At 43.0% G+C, this 22,555-nt stretch carries 16 protein-coding genes; 12 read left to right on the plus strand and 4 right to left on the minus strand.

Going from position 1 to position 22,555, the window contains the following annotated elements; all coding sequences use genetic code 11:
- Positions 1 to 6: 6 nt before the first annotated feature.
- Genes ACYQ0H_RS00180 through ACYQ0H_RS00190 form a run of 3 tightly spaced genes read right to left on the minus strand, consistent with a single transcriptional unit; the run spans position 7 to position 2,493 of the window.
- On the minus strand, positions 7 to 1,383 hold the full coding sequence (locus ACYQ0H_RS00180; protein ID WP_459810812.1) for a TIGR03111 family XrtG-associated glycosyltransferase: 1,377 nt from the start codon (positions 1,381 to 1,383) through the stop codon (positions 7 to 9).
- On the minus strand, positions 1,367 to 1,960 hold the full coding sequence (xrtG, locus tag ACYQ0H_RS00185) for an exosortase family protein XrtG (protein WP_459810813.1): 594 nt from the start codon (positions 1,958 to 1,960) through the stop codon (positions 1,367 to 1,369). Before xrtG ends, ACYQ0H_RS00180 begins: the two co-directional genes overlap by 17 nt.
- Positions 1,957 to 2,493, minus strand: a complete 537-nt coding sequence (locus ACYQ0H_RS00190; protein WP_459811217.1) for a Firmicu-CTERM sorting domain-containing protein — start codon at positions 2,491 to 2,493, stop codon at positions 1,957 to 1,959. The genes xrtG and ACYQ0H_RS00190 overlap by 4 nt, the downstream gene beginning before the upstream one ends.
- Between ACYQ0H_RS00190 and ACYQ0H_RS00195 the strand changes: the two genes are divergently transcribed.
- The 7 genes from ACYQ0H_RS00195 to ACYQ0H_RS00225 are packed head-to-tail and all read left to right on the plus strand — an operon-like array spanning position 2,481 to position 14,086.
- Positions 2,481 to 2,762, plus strand: coding sequence for a prepilin peptidase (locus ACYQ0H_RS00195; RefSeq protein WP_459810814.1), 282 nt, complete (start codon positions 2,481 to 2,483; stop codon positions 2,760 to 2,762). The genes ACYQ0H_RS00190 and ACYQ0H_RS00195 overlap by 13 nt on opposite strands.
- Before the next feature lie 10 nt (positions 2,763 to 2,772).
- A complete protein-coding gene (locus ACYQ0H_RS00200; protein ID WP_459810815.1) occupies positions 2,773 to 4,089 on the plus strand; it encodes a WG repeat-containing protein in 1,317 nt (438 codons plus the stop codon).
- Positions 4,090 to 4,104: 15 nt separating this feature from the next.
- On the plus strand, positions 4,105 to 5,457 hold the full coding sequence (locus ACYQ0H_RS00205) for a DUF6382 domain-containing protein (RefSeq protein WP_459810816.1): 1,353 nt from the start codon (positions 4,105 to 4,107) through the stop codon (positions 5,455 to 5,457).
- A 24-nt stretch (positions 5,458 to 5,481) separates the two neighbouring features.
- Complete coding sequence (locus tag ACYQ0H_RS00210; RefSeq protein WP_459810817.1) at positions 5,482 to 6,246, plus strand: PP2C family protein-serine/threonine phosphatase; 765 nt, start codon at positions 5,482 to 5,484, stop codon at positions 6,244 to 6,246.
- An 11-nt stretch (positions 6,247 to 6,257) separates the two neighbouring features.
- Complete coding sequence (locus ACYQ0H_RS00215) at positions 6,258 to 7,961, plus strand: serine/threonine protein kinase (protein WP_459810818.1); 1,704 nt, start codon at positions 6,258 to 6,260, stop codon at positions 7,959 to 7,961.
- A gap of 49 nt (positions 7,962 to 8,010) precedes the next feature.
- The gene (locus tag ACYQ0H_RS00220; protein ID WP_459810819.1) at positions 8,011 to 8,430 is read left to right on the plus strand and encodes a hypothetical protein; all 420 of its coding nucleotides are present in this window, start codon (positions 8,011 to 8,013) and stop codon (positions 8,428 to 8,430) included.
- Between the two features lie 43 nt (positions 8,431 to 8,473).
- Positions 8,474 to 14,086, plus strand: a complete 5,613-nt coding sequence (locus tag ACYQ0H_RS00225; RefSeq protein ID WP_459810820.1) for an Ig-like domain-containing protein — start codon at positions 8,474 to 8,476, stop codon at positions 14,084 to 14,086.
- 77 nt (positions 14,087 to 14,163) lie between these two features.
- Here the strand turns inward: ACYQ0H_RS00225 and sfsA are convergent, their stop codons facing one another.
- Positions 14,164 to 14,838: a DNA/RNA nuclease SfsA gene (sfsA, locus tag ACYQ0H_RS00230; RefSeq protein WP_459810821.1), complete on the minus strand. Its 675-nt coding sequence runs from the start codon at positions 14,836 to 14,838 to the stop codon at positions 14,164 to 14,166.
- Positions 14,839 to 15,349: 511 nt separating this feature from the next.
- On the opposite strand from sfsA, the gene ilvA reads away from it, so the two are divergent.
- From ilvA to nifJ, 5 genes are all read left to right on the plus strand, one after another.
- Complete coding sequence (ilvA, locus tag ACYQ0H_RS00235) at positions 15,350 to 16,549, plus strand: threonine ammonia-lyase (RefSeq protein ID WP_459810822.1); 1,200 nt, start codon at positions 15,350 to 15,352, stop codon at positions 16,547 to 16,549.
- A 12-nt stretch (positions 16,550 to 16,561) separates the two neighbouring features.
- Positions 16,562 to 16,792, plus strand: coding sequence for a hypothetical protein (locus tag ACYQ0H_RS00240; RefSeq protein ID WP_459810823.1), 231 nt, complete (start codon positions 16,562 to 16,564; stop codon positions 16,790 to 16,792).
- A 1-nt stretch (position 16,793) separates the two neighbouring features.
- Complete coding sequence (locus tag ACYQ0H_RS00245) at positions 16,794 to 17,168, plus strand: RidA family protein (RefSeq protein WP_459810824.1); 375 nt, start codon at positions 16,794 to 16,796, stop codon at positions 17,166 to 17,168.
- A 204-nt stretch (positions 17,169 to 17,372) separates the two neighbouring features.
- On the plus strand, positions 17,373 to 18,533 hold the full coding sequence (locus ACYQ0H_RS00250; protein ID WP_459810825.1) for a chloride channel protein: 1,161 nt from the start codon (positions 17,373 to 17,375) through the stop codon (positions 18,531 to 18,533).
- A gap of 257 nt (positions 18,534 to 18,790) precedes the next feature.
- A complete protein-coding gene (nifJ, locus tag ACYQ0H_RS00255; RefSeq protein WP_459810826.1) occupies positions 18,791 to 22,360 on the plus strand; it encodes a pyruvate:ferredoxin (flavodoxin) oxidoreductase in 3,570 nt (1,189 codons plus the stop codon).
- The last annotated feature ends 195 nt before the right edge of the window (positions 22,361 to 22,555 follow it).

Consider the following 22,555-nt stretch of genomic DNA (forward strand, 5'->3'; position numbering starts at 1 on the left):
ATAATTTTACTTCTGTCCATCAGTATTGACAAGTCTTTTCAGTCTTGAAACAAGCCTTGATATAGGCGCGAAGTCGTTCCTAATGACTTTGCAGAAACGCTGTCTTTCCTCGAGAAACGACGAGGTTTTCCAGCCGCTGCGAAGCGTAATGCTGTTTATGATCCCCGCAAACCTAATCCAGAATATATAGAAGTTATACAGCGGCATAAGCGGAAGCAAATATATTTTCCTGATATAATACCGCCTTATTGAAGTGAATTTTTTCAGATAGCTGATTATATTAAGGTAAAAAAGCGCGCCTGAAATAACATACAGCAGATAAAGCACCAGTACCGAGCCTACTATCAGCGAAAACGGATAATTGAGCATTGCAAGGCATATAAGCGCAAAGTACCAGATCATTCTCGGAAACGCAAACGTGTGGTCAAAAATAAGCGTCCTTATAAGAAAGTTTGAGAAAAAGCCGTTGGAGCGCATCTCCTTTTTCAGAAACATATGCGATACCTCCAGCTCTCCTACCTGCCAGCGCTGACGCTGAGTATAAAGCTTTCCCGTATTTTCAATAGGGTCTACAAAAAACAGTGCGTCCTCACATAAATGAACGCTCTTTTTCAGCAGCTTCCTTACCTGAAAGGTAACGTGCGTATCCTCGCATACGGTATCGGTATTATAAAGCCTTGTTTTAAGGATAACCGACTTTCTGAAAGCTGAAAAAGCTCCCGAAAGCGTATATATGCTGTCAAGCTCAGACTCAAAATTCCGTCCCGCCAGAAACGCCTGACAGTATTCCAGAAATTCGCACCTGCGGAAAAGCCTCATAGGAAAGCTTTCCGTCTGCTCGATCTGCTGAGGATCGGTCAGAACCACTCCGGTCAGACAGTGTATATTCGGATTACGCTCAAACTTTTCCGCCATATTCTTCAGGGCGGAGGATACAAGCTTTCCGTCGCTGTCGATATGAATTATATATTTGCCTCTGCTGTTGAAAAGCGCAAGATTAAGCGCTTTTGATTTTCCCTGCCTTGCGTTGAGCCACTGCATTGAAAGCTCGGGGAATTTTTCCTGACAACGGCAGAAAACCTCAAAGCTGTTATCTCTGCTCATATTATTTACAAGCATTATATCTATTTTAGCCTTAGGATAATCTGAATTAAAAACCGACTCAAGACAGCCCTCCAAAGTATCCGCAGAGTTATATACAGGTATTATCAGCGTAATTTCAGGGTAGATCTCAAGCTTCTCCTCCGACTTGGAGAAAAGCCGCTTCTTTATTAATATTATAAATCCGCCCAGCGCAGGAATTATTTCTATGACCAGGGGTATGATTATCCATGCCGCCCAGAAGATCATATGCTGAGCGAAGCTGTTAAGAATCTGAGTCATAGCTGAATCTTCCCACCTTCTGACGTATTATCTGCGACTTTGTAAATATATTGAAATACAAAACTACAGAAAGTCCGTAAAATATAATTCTTCCGAAGATCGCATGAGCGAAGTAATAAATATCGTCCCCGAAAAAATGGACAAGCAGACAGATCACAAGCAGCCGCAGGATATTTGCAGCATATATCCAGATAATTCCGATTATATTCACCGCCGCCCGTTCTGGCAGACTGTAGAGCGGAAAGAACCATATAAGCGCGGTAAGTGCAAATATCTCTATTACCCCGGAACATTCATAGTCGATATACATGGAGATCGCGCTTTGTCCGCTTTCTATAAATATAAGAGAATACTGATAATACGATCTGAAAATTCCGGTCAGATCTCCTATCACGCCTGCTCCTGCAGCTACGAGCCTGGACAGCGGAACGGTAACTACAGGCTGGAGAATTATCATCATGAATATAAACAGTCCTACACTTCCGACCAGAAATTTAAAAAACGGAAGCCTTGCACGATGAAGCACTGTAAGCAGATATATCCATATAATAAGGCATACTGCCGTTACAATATTCATTTATCCTTCTTCCTCTTGCTGTGCAGAAATCCTCCGACAGCTATAGCTGCTCCTGTTCCGGCGACAAGAAACGGAAGCGTCGGAGTTCCCGTAGCGATTATATTCTGTGGTCCCAGATTTGACGAATGAAAGGTTATTTCCTTTATAAGTTCAGGCTGATCCGATAAGAACGACAGCGGTATCCTCAGTTCCCATTCGTCAGGCTCTCCCTGCTTTCTGGTTACAACGCCCTCGGCGCCGTCAATAAGAGAATAGCCGTTCTGTGCCCTTACAACTACAGTATTGTTTCCTTCTCCGATCTGCTCCCCCTCGGGAGGAACTACCGCAACATAGGTCTCCTTTCCGTCTGCGGTAAAGCAGTAATTATATCCGTTGAACTGCGTATAGCTTCTTTCGCTCATTCTGACGTGCAGATAAACGTACTGCTCGTCACGGAACAGCGCCCCCTGATGATAATAGTTAGCGTCGTCCCACGGATATTGTATCTTAGTATGCGGCTTATCGTTCCAGTCATCGTAGCTTGGCGATCTCAGTTTTTGTAGCTGTGGTAATGCTTTTGATCTCGCGCAATCAAATGGGCGGCGGAGATGTAAAGCTGTTTGCGCTTATCGGCTTTTATACAGGAAGGACCAATGTTCTTTCGGTAATGATGTTTTCTTTTATTTATGCTGCGCTGGCAGGAATAATTTTAATGCTCTCAAAAAAATACAAGGCTAAGGACAGCATACCGATGGCGCCTTTTGTTTTTCTTGGAATGATGACATATTTTATACTAGTTTATTTTGTAGGATTGGAAGGCTGAGGGGATCAATATGAATAATGCCAGACTGGTTTTGATCGTTATGATAATATTTACGGCGCTGACGTGGTATTCCGTATTCAATAATAAAAAGCAGTCGCAGATTGAATATGCTCAGTGTATATCAGATGCGGATGCATTGGCGGAAAAGGGTATTTATATAGACGCCGTTGAGCAGTATAATAAGGCGTTGGAAATGGATCCGGATAATTATGATATAATGCTTAAAATATTTGATTCATATAAAAACCTGAATGATGAAAAGGGCTTGGAGGAAATATACGAAAGGGCAAAAAATGCCGATCCGAAAAATGAAAGCATATACATAAAATTTGCGGATTATTATATGAGTCTTGAAAATTACGATGATGCGGCGGATATTGTTCTTGAAGCAAGGAAAAACAAGGCAGGGGGAAATATTAATGCTCTTTATGATGAATTAAGCGTTCAGTACAGCGAAATATATGTTGACCTTAGCGCCTTTAAAACTGAGTATAACGGATATGTGCCTGTTATGAGCAAAAAGGGCTGGGGTATGAGCAGCAGCAATTTAAAGAAAAAGATCAAGTATAAATACGATGAAATAGGAGCCTACAGCAGTGAAAAGGAAGTCATACCCGTTTGCGACTGCGGTGAGTGGTATTATATAGATATAAACGGCAACAGAAAGCTTGTTCCCGATAATTCCTATCAGTATCTCGGCTTGATAAGCGGCGGTTATGCCCCTGCTCTCAGGGACGGAAGCTACGGATATGTTAATGAAGATTTTGAGGAATTTAATTTTGATTACGATTATGCAGGGGCATTTGAAAGCGGGATCGCTCCCGTAAAAAAAGACGGAAAATGGGCAGTTATAGATGACGATCTGAAACAGGTTACGGATTTTATTTATGATGATGTGATAATAAATGAGTACGGAGTTTGCTCTTATAACGGATTGTATTTCGCTTCAAAGGACGGAAAATATAATCTGTATGATAAGTCGGGGGATATGGTCGGAAACGAAGACTTTGAAAATGCGGATATGTTTGTATCGGATATGCCTTCGGCAGTCTGCCGTGACGGTAAATGGGGCTATGTTTCAAATGAAGGCGAAATAACGATAGATTTTCAGTATAACGGAGCAAGGTCATTTTCAAACGGCTTTGCGGCGGTACAGAAGGAATCCGGATGGGGATATATTTCATTGGATAATAAGCAGGGCACAGAGTTTGCTTTTAACTCTGCCGGATATGTAATGAACAGCGGAAAGGCTATAGTAACGTCTGACAACGACAGCTGTAAAGCAATAGAGTTTGTTATGCTTTCAAAAGAAGCAGAAAATAAATGATCGTGAGGTTAAATTATGGGAACTTGGACATACGAAAACGGAAATACGTCAAATTATCTTGTTTATCAGGCTGATGAAACGGAAACTATAGATACCGTTGCGTTGGGGATGATAACAAATAATACTATACCCGGGGTACTTCCGCTGATATTTATGCAGAACAACAGCGACAGGTTTGTTAAATACAATATTACTGCAAAGGTAAGCATGAAGATGTTTTTTGACGGAGTGATAACTAAGAAGAAGTTTCTTACGGTAATGTCCGGGATCTGCGGCGCGCTGATGAACTGCGACGATTATATGCTTGAGCTTTCATCTTTTGTATTGAATACCGAATATATTTATATTGATGTAAGTACCTCTAAGGCATTCTTGGTATGCGTTCCTTTTCTGACGGAAAAAGCAGAGCTGAACTATAAGGATTTTTTTAAAAATATTTTATTCTGCTCACAGTTTGACCAAAGCGAAAACTGTGATTATATCGCAAAGATAATCACTTTTTTAAATACCGATCAAAGCTGTACTTTAAAGAGCATACGCGATTTTGCGGATAAAATGCTTAAAGAAGAAGGACCTGCTGAATATGTGCGTCCTGAAATTATAAATCAGTCTGCAGTAGATCCAAAGATTAACCAAGCAGTTCAAGTTAGTGCGCCGGTTATAAATCGTGATCTTAAGACAGAAGCGGCTGTTGTGCCGATTAATTTCAGTCATCAGAATATACCTCAGGCCTCGTCGGCAGAAGACGGCCGCTCTTTAAAAAAGAAAAAATCATTCAGCTTTGGTTTTAATAAAAATAAGAATGATAAGAAGGAAAAGAAAGCAAAGGCCTCCGATGCTCCGTCAATGGCTATTCCCGGAGCGGAGATAAAGCAAACAGCGCCGTCAGCTGCTGCTCATAGCAGCTCTGAGGTTAAATCCGTCAGCAGCGGATTTACAGACTTTGCTAAGACTGCGCCTTCTCAGCAAAGTGCAGCTGCACCTTCCTATATTCCTATAGAAGCACTTTCTTCTCAGCCGGCGGCAAATATGAATACAACGGTCCTCTCAAAGGAAATGCTGAGTCCTAATGCAGTACCGACGCTTTACAGGCTTAAAACAAATACTTCTGTTTCATTGGACAAGCCTGTATTCAGAATAGGGAAAGAGCCTAGCTTTGTTGATTACTGTATCAGCGATAATACGGCGATAAGCAGAAGCCACGCCAATATAATCAGGAGGGGCGACGATTATTATATAGTAGATACCAACTCTACAAATCATACATTTGTTAACGGGAATATGATAAACAGCAATGAGGAGATCAGGCTTGAGCAGGGCTATAAGATCAGATTTGCAAATGAGGAGTTTGAGTTCAGGTTTTATTAAGGGGTAAAAGAGGTGCTTCTGGATATGAATATCCTATATTCTGCACAAACCGATATAGGAACAAAAAAGACGACCAATCAGGACGGACTGCTTATAAAGTCTGCGCTTACGGATAAAGGAAGATTTACTATACTGTCGGTATGTGATGGAATGGGCGGGCTTTCCTGCGGCGAAAAGGCAAGTGCAACTGTTATTAAAGCATTTGACGCCTGGTTCGGAAATTATATTTCAGGCGGAGCTATAAATATGCAAACGGACAGGATCTCCGAGCAGTGGAGGAATATAATCGAAGAAAATAATACAAGGCTTATAAATTACGGAAAAAGCCGAGGTATCAAGCTTGGAACTACCTGTACCGTAATGCTTATCACACCGGGATTTTATATAGTCGGCCATGTAGGAGATACAAGGGCATATGAGGTCGGGGAGAGTATTGTGCGACTGACTGAAGATCAGACCTTTGTTGCCAGAGAGATCAGGGAAGGAAGAATGACTCCTCAGCAGGCGGCGGCAGACGGAAGAAGAAACGTACTGCTCCAATGCATAGGCGCTTCAAGTATAGTAACCCCTCAATTTGTCTGCTCAGCGCCTAAAAAGGATACGGTATATCTGATATGCAGCGACGGCTTCAGGCATACGCTTGGAGAGGACGAGATATTTAAGGCGTATGCTCCGGAAGGAATAAGATCGTGCGAAGCTTTGGACAATGTTTCACGCAGGCTTATAAATTTAAATATTCAGCGCGGCGAAGAAGACAATATTTCAGTTGCGGCTGTAAAATGCTGTTAGGGTGGATATAAATGCTTGAGATCGGCTCAGTAATTGACGGAAAGTATAAGGTCCTGAATAAAATCGGACAGGGCGGAATGAGTGTAGTTTATCTTGCTATGAATGAAAAAGCAAATAAACAGTGGGCAATAAAAGAGGTAAGAAAAGACGGGGTAAAGGATTATGAGGTAGTAAAGCAGGGGCTTATAGTTGAAACTGATCTTCTGAAAAAGCTTAATCATCCTAACCTGCCGAGTATAATTGACGTGATTGATTCCGACGATACCTTCTTGATCGTAATGGATTATATTGAAGGAAAGCCGCTGCTTGATTATGTTGAAAATAACGGGCCGCAGCGTCAGGAAGATGTGATCGAATGGTCAAAGCAGCTATGCGATGTTATGGGGTATCTTCATTCGAGAGAGCCTGCGATCATATACCGTGACCTAAAGCCGGGAAATATTATGCTCAGACCTGACGGCAGGATAATGCTTATTGATTTCGGAACGGCAAGGGAGTTCAAGGAACGGAATATTGCTGATACCGTTTGTCTGGGAACTATCGGATATGCCGCTCCCGAGCAGTTCGGCGGTCACGGGCAGACCGACGCCAGAACGGATATCTACGGACTCGGCGCTACAATGTATCATCTCATAACAGGAACAAGTCCCTGCGACCCGCCGTATAAAATACTGCCTATAAGAGATATTGATCCCAGACTTTCGTCAGGACTTGAAAAAATAATCTTAAAGTGTACGCAGCAGGATCCGAACGACCGCTATCAGTCCTGCGAAGAGCTGATGTATGATCTGAACAACTATGACAAAATCGACGATATGTACAGAAAATCCTTAAAGAAAAAGCTTGCGGTATTCTGCTGTGCTGCGTCTGCGTCTGTTTTATTTCTGACGTCAGGAATAGTTTTGGGAAAGGCATCGTCAGCAAAGATCAATGATAATTATTCCGCCTTGCTTGAAACAGCTGAGAAAACGAATGAAACAGCGCTCAGAAACGATTGCTATATAAAAGCCGTTTCGCTCAGACCTGATAAAGCGGACGCATATATAGGCTTGATAAATTCTATGAAAAGCGACGGCGTTTTTTCGCTTGAAGAGGAAACAGTGCTTCAGGAAGCTATTGTTAAAAATGAGGACGGTTTAAAAGAAAATAACAAAAGCTATGCTGACGTTTGTTTTGAAATTGGAAAGCTTTACTGGTACTACTACGAATATGGGTCTGATCCGTCAAAGGACAGTCTTTCGGATAATAAAGCAATAAGAATGAAATCGGCAATAAAATGGTTTGACTTGGCGTTATCTTCAGCTGACGATTCCTTTGCACATAGCAGCATGGCTGTAATATACAGGGATATAGGTTTGTTTTACAGGGATATAGTTATGAATACCGCCGAAGCCAGCGACAGCGGCATATACCGTGAGCTGTTTGATAATTATTCGGGACTTGTTGATATGGTCAGTCAAAAAAACGAGGGAGAAATAGTAGAGCTTGAATTGTACGAGCTTATACAAAGTTCGATCGAGCAGTACGCTGTAAAATTCAAATCCGACGGAGTGACCTATAAAGAGATCGCCGAAATGCTTGATTACATAAAAAGCAGGCTGAACGAGATATCAGTAACAACGGATATAACTAAGGATATAAAGGAATCGGTTACTGATAGAATAGACGGAACGGTAAGATATGCCGAAGCTGTATATGGCGGCGCTGGATCGTAACAGCTTGACGGATTAAATAACAATTAATAAAAAGGGGGGAGTCCATGCTTTGTTATCGGACCAAAAGCATGGCGGCGTTATGAGCGCTGAAACACTGAAGATTTTATCATATATCGGTTATGCGCTGAGTATTTGTTTTCTTATAACCGGAATAGCATTATTTTTTGCGTTTGGAATTAAAAACATAATAAATGAACTGTCGGGAAGGGCGCAGAAAAAGGCCGTAGAACAGATAAGAAGAAAAAACGCCGGAGAAGATAAGAAGATACCGGCGCCGTCTGCCGCAAATGCTCGTAACAGCTCTAAAAGTGATACGGCGCTTCTGGAATACGGAAAAACGGATATGCTGTCCGGGTTTCAGACAGATGAAACTGTTATATTGGAGCAGTTATCCGAATACGGAGAACCTGAGCATATAAATTATACTATAGATGTCGATATACTGATGACCGAGGGAACGGCGATATGATTTAGGGCATCGGATAACTGAATAAAACGGAGGAAGACGTAAAATGAACGCAGGAATAATAAATAAAACAAGAAGGATACTTTCAGCGGCAATAGCGGCTGCAACTGCGGCAGCTTCACTGAATTGGGGAGCATTGACTGCCGTTGGAGAAAGCGCCGCTATATCTGCATATATTTCGGAAAATTGCAGTATCGTTTTTAATTTCAGCAGGGGGCTCGGAGATCCGTACGCAGATAATATACAAAATCATATATCCGTTGCAGCGGAAGCAAACAATGACGCATGGAAAACAGAATATTATGTTTCTGAGGAAAGCGTTTCGGTTTCTCTTAACTGCAATACCGAATTTGAGCATAGCTATACCAACGGCTGTGAATATATAAAGTTTGATTCAGAGGTTTCTGACTGCTATGATATTTCGGGAAATATATATGATAAATTCAGCTTTTCATTCTATGCTGTTTTTGACGAGGAATCACAGGGAAACAGTTTTGAGCTGATAGATGAACAGGAATATCAAAAACGTATTACCAAAAAGAAAATAACCTCCGAGGAATGCAGCGGAGGAACTGTTGAAATAACGCCGTCAGAAGTTGATTATAACGGCAGTTCGGTTATAACCGTTACTCCCGATAAGTATTACAGGGTAAAAGGCGTTAGGGTAAACGATACTGAAATTACGCAGGATATGACATCTAACGGACGTGTTTATACATATGAACTGAAGAATATTACTCAAGACTGCAATGTCAGCGCAGAGTTTGAGGTTATTACTATAGAAAGTATATCGGATATAAAAGCTGACGGAGCGCTGAGGCCCGGCAGTACAGTAACTTTTTCATCGGATTTTGCGCCTGAGGACGCTAAGGACGATATAAAATATACACTGCTCTGCGATGGAAAGGAAACTCAGCTTGACGGTGGTAAGCTTGTTATCCCCTCTTATATGGGCGACGGATATACCTTTGAAATAATGGCAGAAAGCTCGGAAGCTGAATGTAAAAAGGCTTTTACAGTGTCTAATACCGCGACTGAAAACGATATTATAATAGACGGAGAGCGTGAATACGGAAGAACGGTTTATAAAAGCGACGTTACTATAGAAGCGGCGGATGGAAGATATATTTACTGTAACGGCGAGGTGTTGAAAAAGCTGGTTATTACAGAAACCGCAAAGGTTGAACTGATGCTGTGTGATGAAAACGGAGAAGCAAAAACAAATCTTATTCAATTGAACGAAATTAAAATCGACAAGATAAAACCTGTAGTTGAAATCAAATGTGAGAATATTACTGCGGGATCGGACGGAACGCTTTATTTTGATCATGACACGGAAATATCGGTAATAGTATACGATAATGATTATTCAGATAAAAACCTTAAAATAACCATAAACTCTTCTGAGAAGTCGGTAGAGAATAACGGTAATTGCGAAAAGAAGATTAGTTTGTCTGAAGAAGGCAGATATAATATAACCGCCAGCTATACCGATGAAGCGGGAAACTCTTCAGGTGACCAAACTATAACAGCTGTAATAGATAAAACTGCTCCCGTAATTAACTTTGATTATTCCGATATGAAAAAGTCTGACGAGGGAATTTACTGTACTGACAATAGCTCGGTAACGGCGGTAATAACCGAATCTAATCTGAACCTTGACGCACTTAGCGTTACAGTCAACGGAAAAAGTGTTGAATATTCCGTTGACAGCAGCGAAGGCGGCAGAACTGTTTTAACGATACCTGCAGAGGAGGGGCTGAATGAGATCAGCGTTTACTGTAAGGATATGTGCGGATATTCAAAAACAGAGAATACAAAATTAATTGCTGATACATCAGCTCCTGAAATTCAGATTTATCCGCAGTCCGGCGGTTCAGATAATATTTTCAAGGACAGCTTTGATCTGGTTATAAACATTAAGGATCAAAATATAACCGCCGATAATATAGACGTAGAGGTATCGGGAAAAAATCAGTATGCTCCCGATATTGAATGGACCGATAACGGCGGTGGACTGAAAACCGTTATAAGGCTGACAGCGGAAGATATTTATAAGATCAAGGTAACTGCCGCCGATATTTTAGAACATAAGTCGCAGGAGCATTACGACTGTATTATTGACAGATCAGGTCCCTCTGAACTTAAAATAGCCTTGTCCGATAATTGGATAGTAAAGCTTATAAGCTCAGTAGTTTATAAAAACTCAGTAATCGTAAACGTTTCAGCGCTTGACTCTCTTTCAGGGGTAAAAAGCATAAAATATGAGTGTACTCCCGAATCAGGGTACGAATCTTTTAGTGGCAAATACAGCGGGACTTTAGTAAATAATTCAGATAAGAACGGTGTTTTCGGCAGCTGGTTTAATCTGCCTGAGGAAGAGCTTGACAAGCTGAATCAGTTTAGGGGAACGATAAAAATAACGGCGGAGGATAACGCGGGAAATTTTTCAGCGCCTTTATATTTACAGAATTCTGACGGAAAAACAGAGACCGTTATCCTTGATACTATTAAGCCGGAGATAAACATAAGTTTAAAAAACACCGACAGCGTAAATAAAAGGTTTTATAATAAAGATCAAACGGTACAAATTGCCTTTACGGAAACAAACTTTGAACCCTCTAAAACGTTTGTAAAGGTAACAGAAACGGTCAGAGGAAAAACCAATACCAGAGTGGTAAAATATTCGGAGCTTGAAAATATATACTCCGACGGAAATACTCATTACGGCAGCATAACGTTTTCATCGGACGGTAAATATATAGTTGAAGCAAGTACTGCCGATACAGCGCTTAACAGAGAAATGGTATCGATAGATGAATTTACAGTTGATAAAACCGCTCCGGAAATAGGAATATCCTTTGACAATAACAATGCGGCAAACGGCAGGTTTTTTAACAAGGATCGCAAGCTGACTATTACTGTTAAGGAGGATAATTTTAACGCTGAGGATATTGTTTTCTCAGGTTTCGGTTATGAAGCTCCTTCAGCTGATTCGTGGAAGTTCAGCGGCGGAAAGTATACCGCAGTTATCTCATTTGACGAGGACAGAAACTATAGGTTCGGGATAGAATATAAGGATCTTGCGGGAAATAAGGGAAAGATAAATACTTATTCGTCGGCGGCGCCGTATGAATTTACAGTTGATAAACAGCTGCCGTCGGGTATAATAACGGTAGGAAGTTGGAATGCTTCTTTGAGCGGCAAGCTCTGGAACAGCTTTTTTGATAACTTAAAGTTTGATCTGTTTCAGAATATATCGCAGGTCTCCTCAATAGAAGCTCATGATGAGCTGAGCGGAATATACTCTGTGGAGTATATGATATGCGACAGCGAAAAAAGCATAGACTATCTGAAATCGTCTGATTTATGGATATATTCCGATAATTCTTATGTATTGTTCGATACAGGAAGCGGCGTTCAGGGCATAGTATATTCCAGAATAACTGACTACGCAGGAAATGTTATATATATCAATTCAGACGGGTTTATTATTGACGGAACAGCGCCTTCCGTTGAAAAATGCGCCCCCGGGGTCACTGTTTCTCCGGAGCAGCCGATAAACGGCTTTTACAGCAGTAATGTAACTGTAAATATAGAAGCCGCAGATATTCCGCAAGCCGGCAATGTATATTCAGGTTTAAATTCTGTAAGCTACAGGGTGCTGAAGGACGGACAGGTAACACAGAGCGGCGAACTGTTTAAATACAGCAAAACGAGTTCGCTGAAATCCGATCTGGTGCAGAAATGGAACGGAACTCTGGTAGTTGACGCAGATCTTAATAACAGCAATAATGTAACTGTAGAGGTAACGGTAACCGATAACTGCGGAAATTCGTCCAAAAAATCAGCTGCTTTAAAGATTGATATTACACCGCCTGAAATAGAGGTAAGCTTTGACAATAACTCTCCCGACAGCAAAAACAGGAAGATATTTAACTCGCCCAGAACTGCGGTCATCCGTATTACAGAACGCAATTTCAGCGAGGACGGTGTAAAAGCAGCAATAAGCAATACCGACGGTTCTGTACCGAAGATCAAAAGCTGGAGCAGTACGGAAAATCCGTCCGATCCGGATAGATCTGTTCATACGGCAGAGATCGTTTTCTCAGAGGACGGAGATTATAGGTTTGATATAGAATATACCGATATGGCGGGAAATAAGAATACTAAAAGCGTAAGCTACGGCAGCTCAGTCAGCCCGAGTGAATTTACTATTGATACAACGGCTCCTGAAGCTACGGTCGCTTATGATAATAACAGCTGCGAGAATAAAATATATTATAGTAAAGGACGTACCGCAACAATAACTGTTATTGAGCATAATTTTGACGCTTCACGTTTTCTTATCTCAGTCGACGCCGAACTGGACGGCAGACCTGTTAAAGCGCCGCAGGCTTCAGAGTGGAAGAGCAGCGGAGATATTCGGACTGCAACTATTAAATTTTCAGATGACGGCTATTATACTGTTGCCGTAAGCGGAGAGGATATGGGAGGAAACGTTCTGTCTGAAAAGTACAGTCAAAGCTTTTATATAGACAGTACCTCTCCTTCCCTTGAAATTAAAGGCATTGACGCAAATTCAGCAAATAATGATGAAACGATAGGCCTGACGATCGAAACGACGGATATTAATTTTGATAAAGCGGAGGTGATTCTGGAATATGTTTCTTCGTCTAAAAACGGATATGAAACAAAAGAGGCTGAGATCAATAATATCACTTCTATTGAGCACGGCAAAAAATACGTTATAGAAAATTTGGAAAATGACGGTATGTATTCGCTTAAATGCCGCATATACGATAAGGCGGGGAATATATGCACCAAGGCGGCTGTAAATAACAGTACAGTTGAATTTACAGAAAAAACCGAAGTGATGAAATTTTCAGTAAACCGTCAGGGTTCAGTTTTTGAATTTACCGAAGAAACCGAAAAAATGACAGATCAATACCTGAAACAGGCATGCGACGTTGTGGTTATAGAAACAAACCCCGACCCTATAGAACCGGAAGCTGCGTCTGTAGTAGTATACAAGGACGATCAGACTATAGAACTTACTTCCGACAGCTATAAAAGGGAACAGATAAATTCTGACGGAGAATGGTATCAGTATATGTATACTATTGATAAAAAGCTGTTTGAAAGCGACGGCGTTTACAGGCTCTCGGTTTCTTCCGTTGATAAGGCTCAGAATTTATCGGAAAGCGTTAATTCCGGAGCGGAGCTTACATTTGCGGTGGATAATACTAGTCCGATATGCAATGCTGCGGATCTTTCCAGCAAGGAGGTATACAATACTCCCGTAAAAGAGGTCAAATTTGATGTAACCGATAATATAAAACTTGATTCTGTTGAGGTCTTAGTCAATAATGAAAAAATAAAAGACTATTCATATGAAGATATTCAGGTATTGACAAAAGAGAATAAGAGCTTTGAATTTGAACTTGAAGCGGATAAATATGATTCTGTAATTATCAGATATACTGATGCCGCAGGAAACAGCAGCAAATCGGAATACAGCGATATAATTGTAACTACCAGCAAGTGGGTGCTCTTTTATACCAATACCCCGCTGCTTATTACCTCAATAATATTGACCGTATTGGCAGCAGGCATGATCATAGTATTTGCAGTAAGAAGAAAAGGTCTGAAACGATAACAAAAACGACGGACGTTCCGGGAATAGCCGGCTGATCGGGAGTCCGTCGTTTTTCATGTTTTATATCGGTGTCATGTTTAAATAACAAATTTGACAGGCTTGCTGACCCTCATGGAATTTTCCTTAACGTCAGTATCGTATACCATTATCTCCACTCCGTTTTTACTTGCCGTTTTCAGCGCCTCGGCAAATTCGGGGTGGGTTTTTCTGTTAGGCATAAAGCATTCTGCTCCGTTCATCTGTATCAGAAACAGTATGCAGGCTCTGTAGCCTTCGCATACAGAGCGTTCAAGCTCTTTTATATGCTTGATCCCGCGTTGGGTAGGAGCGTCGGGGAAAAGCGCAGTGTTGTTTTCTTCAAGAGTTACCCCTTTTACCTCAAGCAGTATTTTTTCTGTTTCCGTTTCAATATAAAAGTCTATTCGGGAGGCTCCAAAGCTGTATTCAGGCTTTACCGATACGACTTCCTTAAAAAGTTTCGGTATTGCTTCGGATACGGCTTTGTTGGGAGCTTGACTGTCCATATTTATAAGGCGGTCTCCCTTTATGACAGCTATCAGATCATATTTTGTTTTTCTTTCGGGTTTTAAGCTTTTTTCACAGTATACAGTACAGCCCTTTATAAGCAGTTCCCTGCACCTTCCTGTATTTTTTACATGACAGATTTCCTTTACACCGTCTATTTCGACTTCTGCGATAAATCTGTTGGGGCGGCTGATAAATATTCCCTTGTGTATATCCGAATAGATCATAATACAAAATCCCCTTGTTACTATGCTAATACCGCACAGAGCCTTGTGCGGCGCTGCATTAATTGTAGCACATGAGCTTAGAAATTGCAATCATCGGCTGTTTGGTGATGATTGCAATTTCGGCGGATATAATGATTTCCGTATACGAGCGCATATGTCTTAACACTTTTTACAAAGTATCTATTGACAATTCATAAAGCGCGGGTGTATAATACTATATATAAAATATTTAAAGGCTTTGACGGAAACGTAATCCGAAGGATCTTTCCAAGAGAGCAGATGTAAGGTGAAAGTTCTGCGTCAGATCACGGTTTAGTATCATTCCTGAGCCTGCCGCTGAAAGTATTGTCCGTAGGACGGCACGGTTTTCCTCCGTTAAAGGGATAATGAGCGGCGCACCGCATTTTTACGGAGCGCAATCAGAGTGGTATCACGGAGAGTCGTCTTCGTCTCTGTCAGCATAGGCTGCGGGACGGAGATTTTTTAATATAATTTAAGAGGGATGATTGGTATGCTGACACTTGACAAAATCTATCACGCCAGACACGTTCTGAAGCAGGTTATTAGGGAAACCGAGGTAATAAAGGCTCCTAAGATAAATCCAAAGGCGAACGTTTTTCTGAAAACCGAAAATCTTCAGATAACCGGTTCGTTTAAGGTAAGAGGGGCTTATTATAAAATATCGCAGCTTTCCGACGAGGAAAAGGCTCACGGAGTTATTGCCTGCTCCGCCGGAAACCATGCTCAGGGCGTAGCACTTGCCGCAGCGAAGAACGGTATAAAGTCTATCATCTGTCTGCCTGACGGAGCGCCTATCTCAAAGGTTGAAGCTACTAAGGGCTACGGCGCGGAGGTTTGTCTTGTCGAAGGAGTTTACGACGACGCTTATAATAAGGCTATACAGCTGAGAGATGAAAAGGGCTATACCTTTATCCACCCCTTTGATGACGAAAACGTTATCGCCGGTCAGGGTACGATAGGACTGGAGCTTTTGGATCAGCTTCCTGATATTGATGCGGTAGTTGTTCCGGTCGGCGGCGGCGGACTTATTTCAGGAGTTGCGTTTGCACTTAAATCCCTGAAGCCTGATATTAAGGTATACGGCGTTCAGGCAAGCGGCGCTCCTTCAATGGTCGAATCTCTTGCTGAGGATAAAATAAAGTGCCTTGAATCGGTCGCAACTATTGCCGACGGTATAAAGGTAAAGGAACCGGGCGAGCATACCTTTGAGTTCTGCAAACGTTATGTTGACGATATAGTTACAGTTACCGACGACGAAGTGTCCTCGGCTATCCTTGCGCTTATCGAGCAGCATAAGCTTATAGCCGAGGGTGCGGGAGCGGTTTCGGTAGCTGCGGTAATGTTCGATAAGATACCGGCAGAAGGCAAAAACGTAGTGTGTCTTGTTTCGGGAGGAAATATAGACGTAACTATTCTTTCGAGAGTAATCAAAAGAGGTCTGCTCAAATCGGGCAGAAGTGATACTCTTACTATTCAGCTGGAGGATAAGCCGGGACAGCTCAGGGGAGTTTCTGAGATACTTGCAAATCTCGGCGGAAACGTCGTTTCAATACATCATGAAAGAGCCAGCGAGGACAGCGATATTACCGACTGCCTGCTGAGGATCGTACTTGAAACCAGAAACTTTGAGCATATCGGTCAGATAAGAAAGGCTCTGTCAGAAGCGGGCTTTAATATTGTTAATAAATAGCGGAGGTAAAACATGGAGAACGTAACATTCAAAATGCTTAAAACGACCGTATCGGATAAGAATACGGACGAGAAGTCAAACGGCTATACTATAGTCGTTAACGGTCAGCTTCAGGATCTGTTTGACAGAATGATAAAGCTTGACAAAGAAAGCTACCCAGATTATGCGTCAATTGTTGCCAAGTGCCTGACAAAGGGGATCTCCCTTGCAGTCGACGAGCTTAATAAAAAAGGAGAAGATTGATATGTCGGAAAAGGTTTATACTAAGAATGCACCGGACGCAATAGGTCCGTATTCTCAGGCTGTAAAGGCGGGGGATCTGGTGTTTACCTCGGGTCAGATCGCAATAGATCCTGCAACAGGAAATGTCGAGGCTCAGACTATAGAGGAGCAGACTCATCAGGTCTGCAAAAACCTGACGGCGGTTCTTGAAGCCGCAGGAACGTCTATGGACAAGGCTGTAAAAACGGTATGCTTTCTGAAGAATATGTCTGATTTTGCGGCGTTCAACGGCGTATACGGCGAATATTTTACCGGAAAGCCTGCACGCTCCTGCGTTGCCGCAAAGGAGCTTCCCAAGGACGTACTGGTAGAGGTAGAGGTTATTGCGGAGCTTTAAATTAAGCGTTTCTTACGGCGCAAGGCTGAGGGCGGACTGAGAGTTCGCCCTTTATTATGGTATTTTATTGTATCGTGAAAGGCGGCGGGGTATATTTTAAACAAAGCGTTTTTAAAGGCGAAAGCGGATTCCGCAGGTAAATTTGCAGCGGCGTTTGCAAAATGGGTATTTATATCCTCGGCAGTCGGAGCTGTAGGAGGACTGGTGGGAACCTTCTTTCATATGGCGGTAATAAAGGCTACAGAGGTCAGGGAGGGCTTACCTCAGTTGGTATATCTGCTGCCGGTCGGCGGTCTTGCGATAGTTTTTCTCTACAGGATAACAAAAACAGACGAGGATGCCGGAACTAATCTTATAATCAGCTCTATCAGAACAAATACTCACGTTCCGATACTTATGGCGCCTCTGATCTTTCTGTCGACCTGTATAACTCATCTGCTGGGAGGCTCGGCTGGAAGAGAGGGAGCAGCCCTGCAGCTTGGAGGCTCGATCGGAGCAAAGGTCGGAGAACTGCTGAAGCTTGACGAAAAGGATATGAGCCTTGTAATAATGTGCGGAATGAGCGGAGTATTCGCAGCATTATTCGGAACTCCCCTTACCGCCTGTTTTTTCGCTATGGAGGTAATAAGCGTCGGCGTGATATATTATGTAGGACTTGTGCCGTGTCTGGGTTCTGCGCTTATTGCATACAAGGTCTCACTTTTGTTCAGAATGGCGCCTACCCGTTTCAGTATTTCGCAATTCGTTCCGGCGCTTGACCTTACCTCTGTGGTACAGGTAGGAGTGCTTTCGGCGCTCTGTGCGGTTGTAAGCATACTGTTCTGTATGACGATGAAATATACTCACGATAAGCTGAACTCGCTTTTCTCAAATACATATATAAAAGCGTTTGCAGGCGGAATATTTATAGCGGCACTTACTTTTATTCTCGGAACATACGACTACAACGGCGCGGGAATGGGAGTAATTATAGGTGCGCTGGAACAGGGAAAAGCAAACTGGTACGATTTTATCTTTAAGATCATATTTACAGCTGTTACTATAGGAGCAGGCTTTAAAGGCGGAGAGATCGTACCTACGATTTTTATAGGCTCGGCTTTCGGCTGTGCCGCCGCCCCTCTGCTTGGAATGGAGCCGCAGTTCGGCGCTGCCGTGGGGGTAGTTGCGCTTTTCTGCGGAGTAGTCAACTGTCCCGCAGCTTCTATTTTTCTGAGCCTTGAAATATTCGGTTCGGAGGGTCTGCTGCTTTTTGCTGCGGCAAGCGGCGTAAGCTATATGCTTTCGGGATATTACGGACTGTATTCAAGCCAGAAGATAATGTACTCGAAGCTGAAACCTGAATATATAAATATAAATGCAAAGTAAGAACGCCCTTCAGCTTTCACTCTGGCTGAGCTTTATGAACAGCAGGCAAAAACCATGAAAAAAATACGAAAAGCTATTTACAAAAGAACAATTCAGTGTTATAATATAATAGTTAAAGCAGATTTGATTGTGAAAATTTTCACATATTGATTCGCCGCTTTGTGAAAAAATGCTCCGTTGCGTATTGAGAGGCATTCGGGCATACGAATTTTGTACTTGTCAAAGGTTCAAAATATCGAGAAAGGAATGATTCTAAAATGGCAAGAAAAATGAAAACCATGGACGGAAACAACGCTGCTGCTTGGGCTTCATACCCATTTACAGAAGTCGCTGCTATCTATCCGATCACCCCTTCCTCAGTAATGGCTGAGGTTACAGACCAGTGGTCTGCAAAGGGTCAGACAAATATCTTCGGCACGCCCGTAAAGGTTGCTGAAATGCAGTCCGAAGCGGGAGCTTCCGGAACTGTTCACGGTTCTCTGGCGGCCGGCGCTCTTACTACGACCTATACTGCTTCTCAGGGACTTCTTCTTATGATCCCTAATATGTATAAGATCGCAGGCGAGCTGCTTCCCTGCGTAATTCATGTATCTGCAAGATGCGTAGCTTCTCACGCTCTTAATATTTTCGGAGATCACTCAGACGTCTATGCCTGCCGTCAGACCGGCTTCGCAATGCTCTGCTCCTCAAACGTTCAGGAGGTAATGGATCTCGGAACCGTAGCTCATCTGTCTACTATTAAGGGAAGAGTACCTTTCCTTCATTTCTTTGACGGATTCAGGACCTCTCATGAGATCCAGAAGATCGAGGTATGGGACAAGGAAGACGTAGCTTCGATGGTAGATATGGACGCTGTTCAGGAATTCAGAAACAGGGCTATCAATCCTGAGCACCCGGTTCTCCGCGGCTCCGCTCAGAACGGCGATATCTTCTTCCAGGCAAGAGAAGCCTGCAACGGCTACTATGACGCTATTCCTGCCGTTGTTGAGGATTACATGAATCAGGTAAACGCTAAGATCGGCACTGATTATAAGCTGTTCAATTACTACGGCGCTCCCGATGCAACTCATGTTATCGTTGCAATGGGTTCGGTTTGTGATACAATTGAAGAAACTATTGATTACCTCAACGAGAAGGAAGGAACAAAGCTGGGTCTTGTTAAGGTTAGACTTTACAGACCTTTCTGCGCTGACAAGCTTGTTGAAGCTATTCCTTCGACCTGCGAGCAGATATCCGTTCTCGACAGAACTAAGGAGCCGGGTTCTCTCGGCGAGCCTCTCTACCTCGACGTAGTTGCAGCTCTCAAGGGTACTCAGTTCCACGATATTCCTGTTGCTTCCGGAAGGTACGGTCTTGGTTCAAAGGATACTACTCCTGCTCAGATCAAGGCGGTTTACTGGAACGCTTCATGGAAGGATTCTTACAAGGCTCGTTTCACGATCGGTATCAACGATGACGTTACAAACCTTTCGCTTGACGCTCACGATAAGCTTGATTCCGCTCCTGCCGGAACAACAGCCTGCAAGTTCTGGGGTCTGGGCGCAGACGGTACTGTAGGCGCTAACAAAAACTCCATTAAGATCATCGGTGACCATACCGACCTTTATGCTCAGGCATACTTTGCTTACGACTCCAAGAAGTCGGGCGGCGTAACGGTTTCTCACCTGAGATTCGGCAAGACTCCTATCAGGTCGACTTACCTTATCAATCAGGCTGATTTCGTTGCCTGCCATAACGAATCATACATTACAAAGTACGATATGGTTTCTGACATCAAGCCGGGCGGAACATTCCTTCTCAACTGCCAGTGGACAGAGAAGGAGCTTGATAAGCACCTTCCGGGACAGGTCAAGAGATATATCGCAGAAAATAACATTAAGTTCTATATCATCAACGGCGTTAAGATCGGTAAGGAGATCGGACTCGGCAACAGGATCAATACTGTTTTGCAGTCTGCATTCTTCAAGCTTGCCAATATCATTCCTATCGAGGACGCAGTTAAGTACATGAAGGACGCAGCTACCGCTTCTTACTCCAAGAAGGGCGACGCTATCGTTAAAATGAACCACGACGCTATCGACGCCGGCTATCAGCAGGTTGTAGAGGTTAAGGTTCCTGAGGCTTGGAAGAACGCCAAGGATACCGCTATGGGTATGCCTAAGGCTAAGTGTGCTGATAAGACTCTTGAAAAGTTCGTTAACGAAATTCAGATCCCCTGCAACGAGCAGAAGGGTGACGAGCTTCCTGTTTCGACTTTCGTTGATATGGCTGACGGTACATTCCCACAGGGTTCTGCTGCATTTGAGAAGAGAGGAATCGCAGTTGACGTTCCTAAGTGGATCCCTGAAAACTGTATCCAGTGCAACTTCTGTTCATATGTATGTCCTCATGCGGTTATCCGTCCATGTGTAATGACTGAGGAAGAGCTGAAAAAGGCTCCTAAGCTTGCACAGGAAAAGGCTGTTCCTATGACAGGTATGCCGGGTTACTACTTTATGGTAACAATGTCCGCTCTCGACTGCACAGGCTGCGGCTCATGCGTAAACGTATGTCCTGGAAAGAAGGGCAACAAGGCTCTTAACCTTATGCCGCTCGAAACTCAGCTGGCAGAGCAGGAGGTATTCAATTACGGACGTACGCTTCCCGAAAAGCCTGAGGTAATTGAAAAGTTCAAGCAGACTACAGTAAAGGGTTCACAGTTCAAGCAGCCGCTTCTCGAGTTCTCGGGTGCCTGCGCAGGCTGCGGCGAAACTCCTTATGCTAAGCTTGTAACACAGCTCTTCGGTGACAGAATGTACATTGCTAACGCAACAGGCTGTTCTTCTATCTGGGGCGGTTCAGCGCCTTCAACTCCTTATACAACCAATAAGGCAGGAAAGGGTCCTGCTTGGGCTAACTCACTGTTCGAGGATAATGCAGAGTATGGCTACGGTATGTTCCTTGCTCAGAATACAATCAGACAGAGAACTATCGCTAAGGTACTTGAGCTTGAAAAGACTACAAAGTCAGCTTCACTTAAGAAGGCTGTCGAGGGTTATCTTTCTACTATCGACGACGGTGCGGCTAATTCAACTGCAACAGATGTACTTGTAGAAGCGCTCAAGAAGTCAAAGACAAAGGCGGCAGACGAGATCTTAAAGGATAAGGATTACCTCCGCAAGAAATCCATGTGGGTATTCGGAGGCGACGGCTGGGCTTACGATATAGGCTTCTCCGGACTTGACCACGTTATTGCTTCAGGCGAGGATGTAAATATCTTCGTATTCGATACCGAGGTTTACTCAAATACAGGAGGACAGTCCTCCAAGTCTACTCCTACTGGCGCTATTGCTCAGTTTGCAGCTGCCGGTAAGGAAGTTAAGAAGAAGGATCTTGCCGGAATCGCAATGAGCTACGGCTATGTATACGTTGCTCATATTGCAATGGGCGCTGACTACAATCAGTGTATCAAGGCTATTTCCGAGGCTGAGGCTTATCACGGTCCTTCGATTATCATTGCATACGCTCCGTGTATCAATCACGGTATCAAGGGCGGTATGTCTATTGCTCAGACTGAGGAGAAGAAGGCTGTAGAGTGCGGCTACTGGCACCTTTACAGATTTAATCCTGCGCTCAAGGCTGAGGGCAAGAATCCGTTTACTCTGGATTCCAAGGCTCCGAGCAAGGATTATAAGGACTTCCTTATGGGCGAGGTTCGTTACAACGCTCTTGCCAGACAGAATCCTGAGAGAGCTGAGAAGCTGTTTGACAAGGCGGTTAAGAATGCCGCTGACAGATACGATTATCTTGTCAGATATGCTAAGCTTTATAATAACGAAGAAAAGTAATCAACGCTTTTGATGAAAGATCCTCCGTGTGTATTGCACGGAGGATCTTTTTTGCGATGAGTATTTTCTAATTTGTGAACTTTATTGACGAAGCGGCAACTTTATGATATAATTTGTATCCTAAATCCCCTGCCATGTAATATTCTGATCAATAATAATTAATAATTATCGAAAATAGAAATCGGCTTAGAGAAA

The organism is Hominimerdicola intestinalis (genome assembly GCF_054655215.1).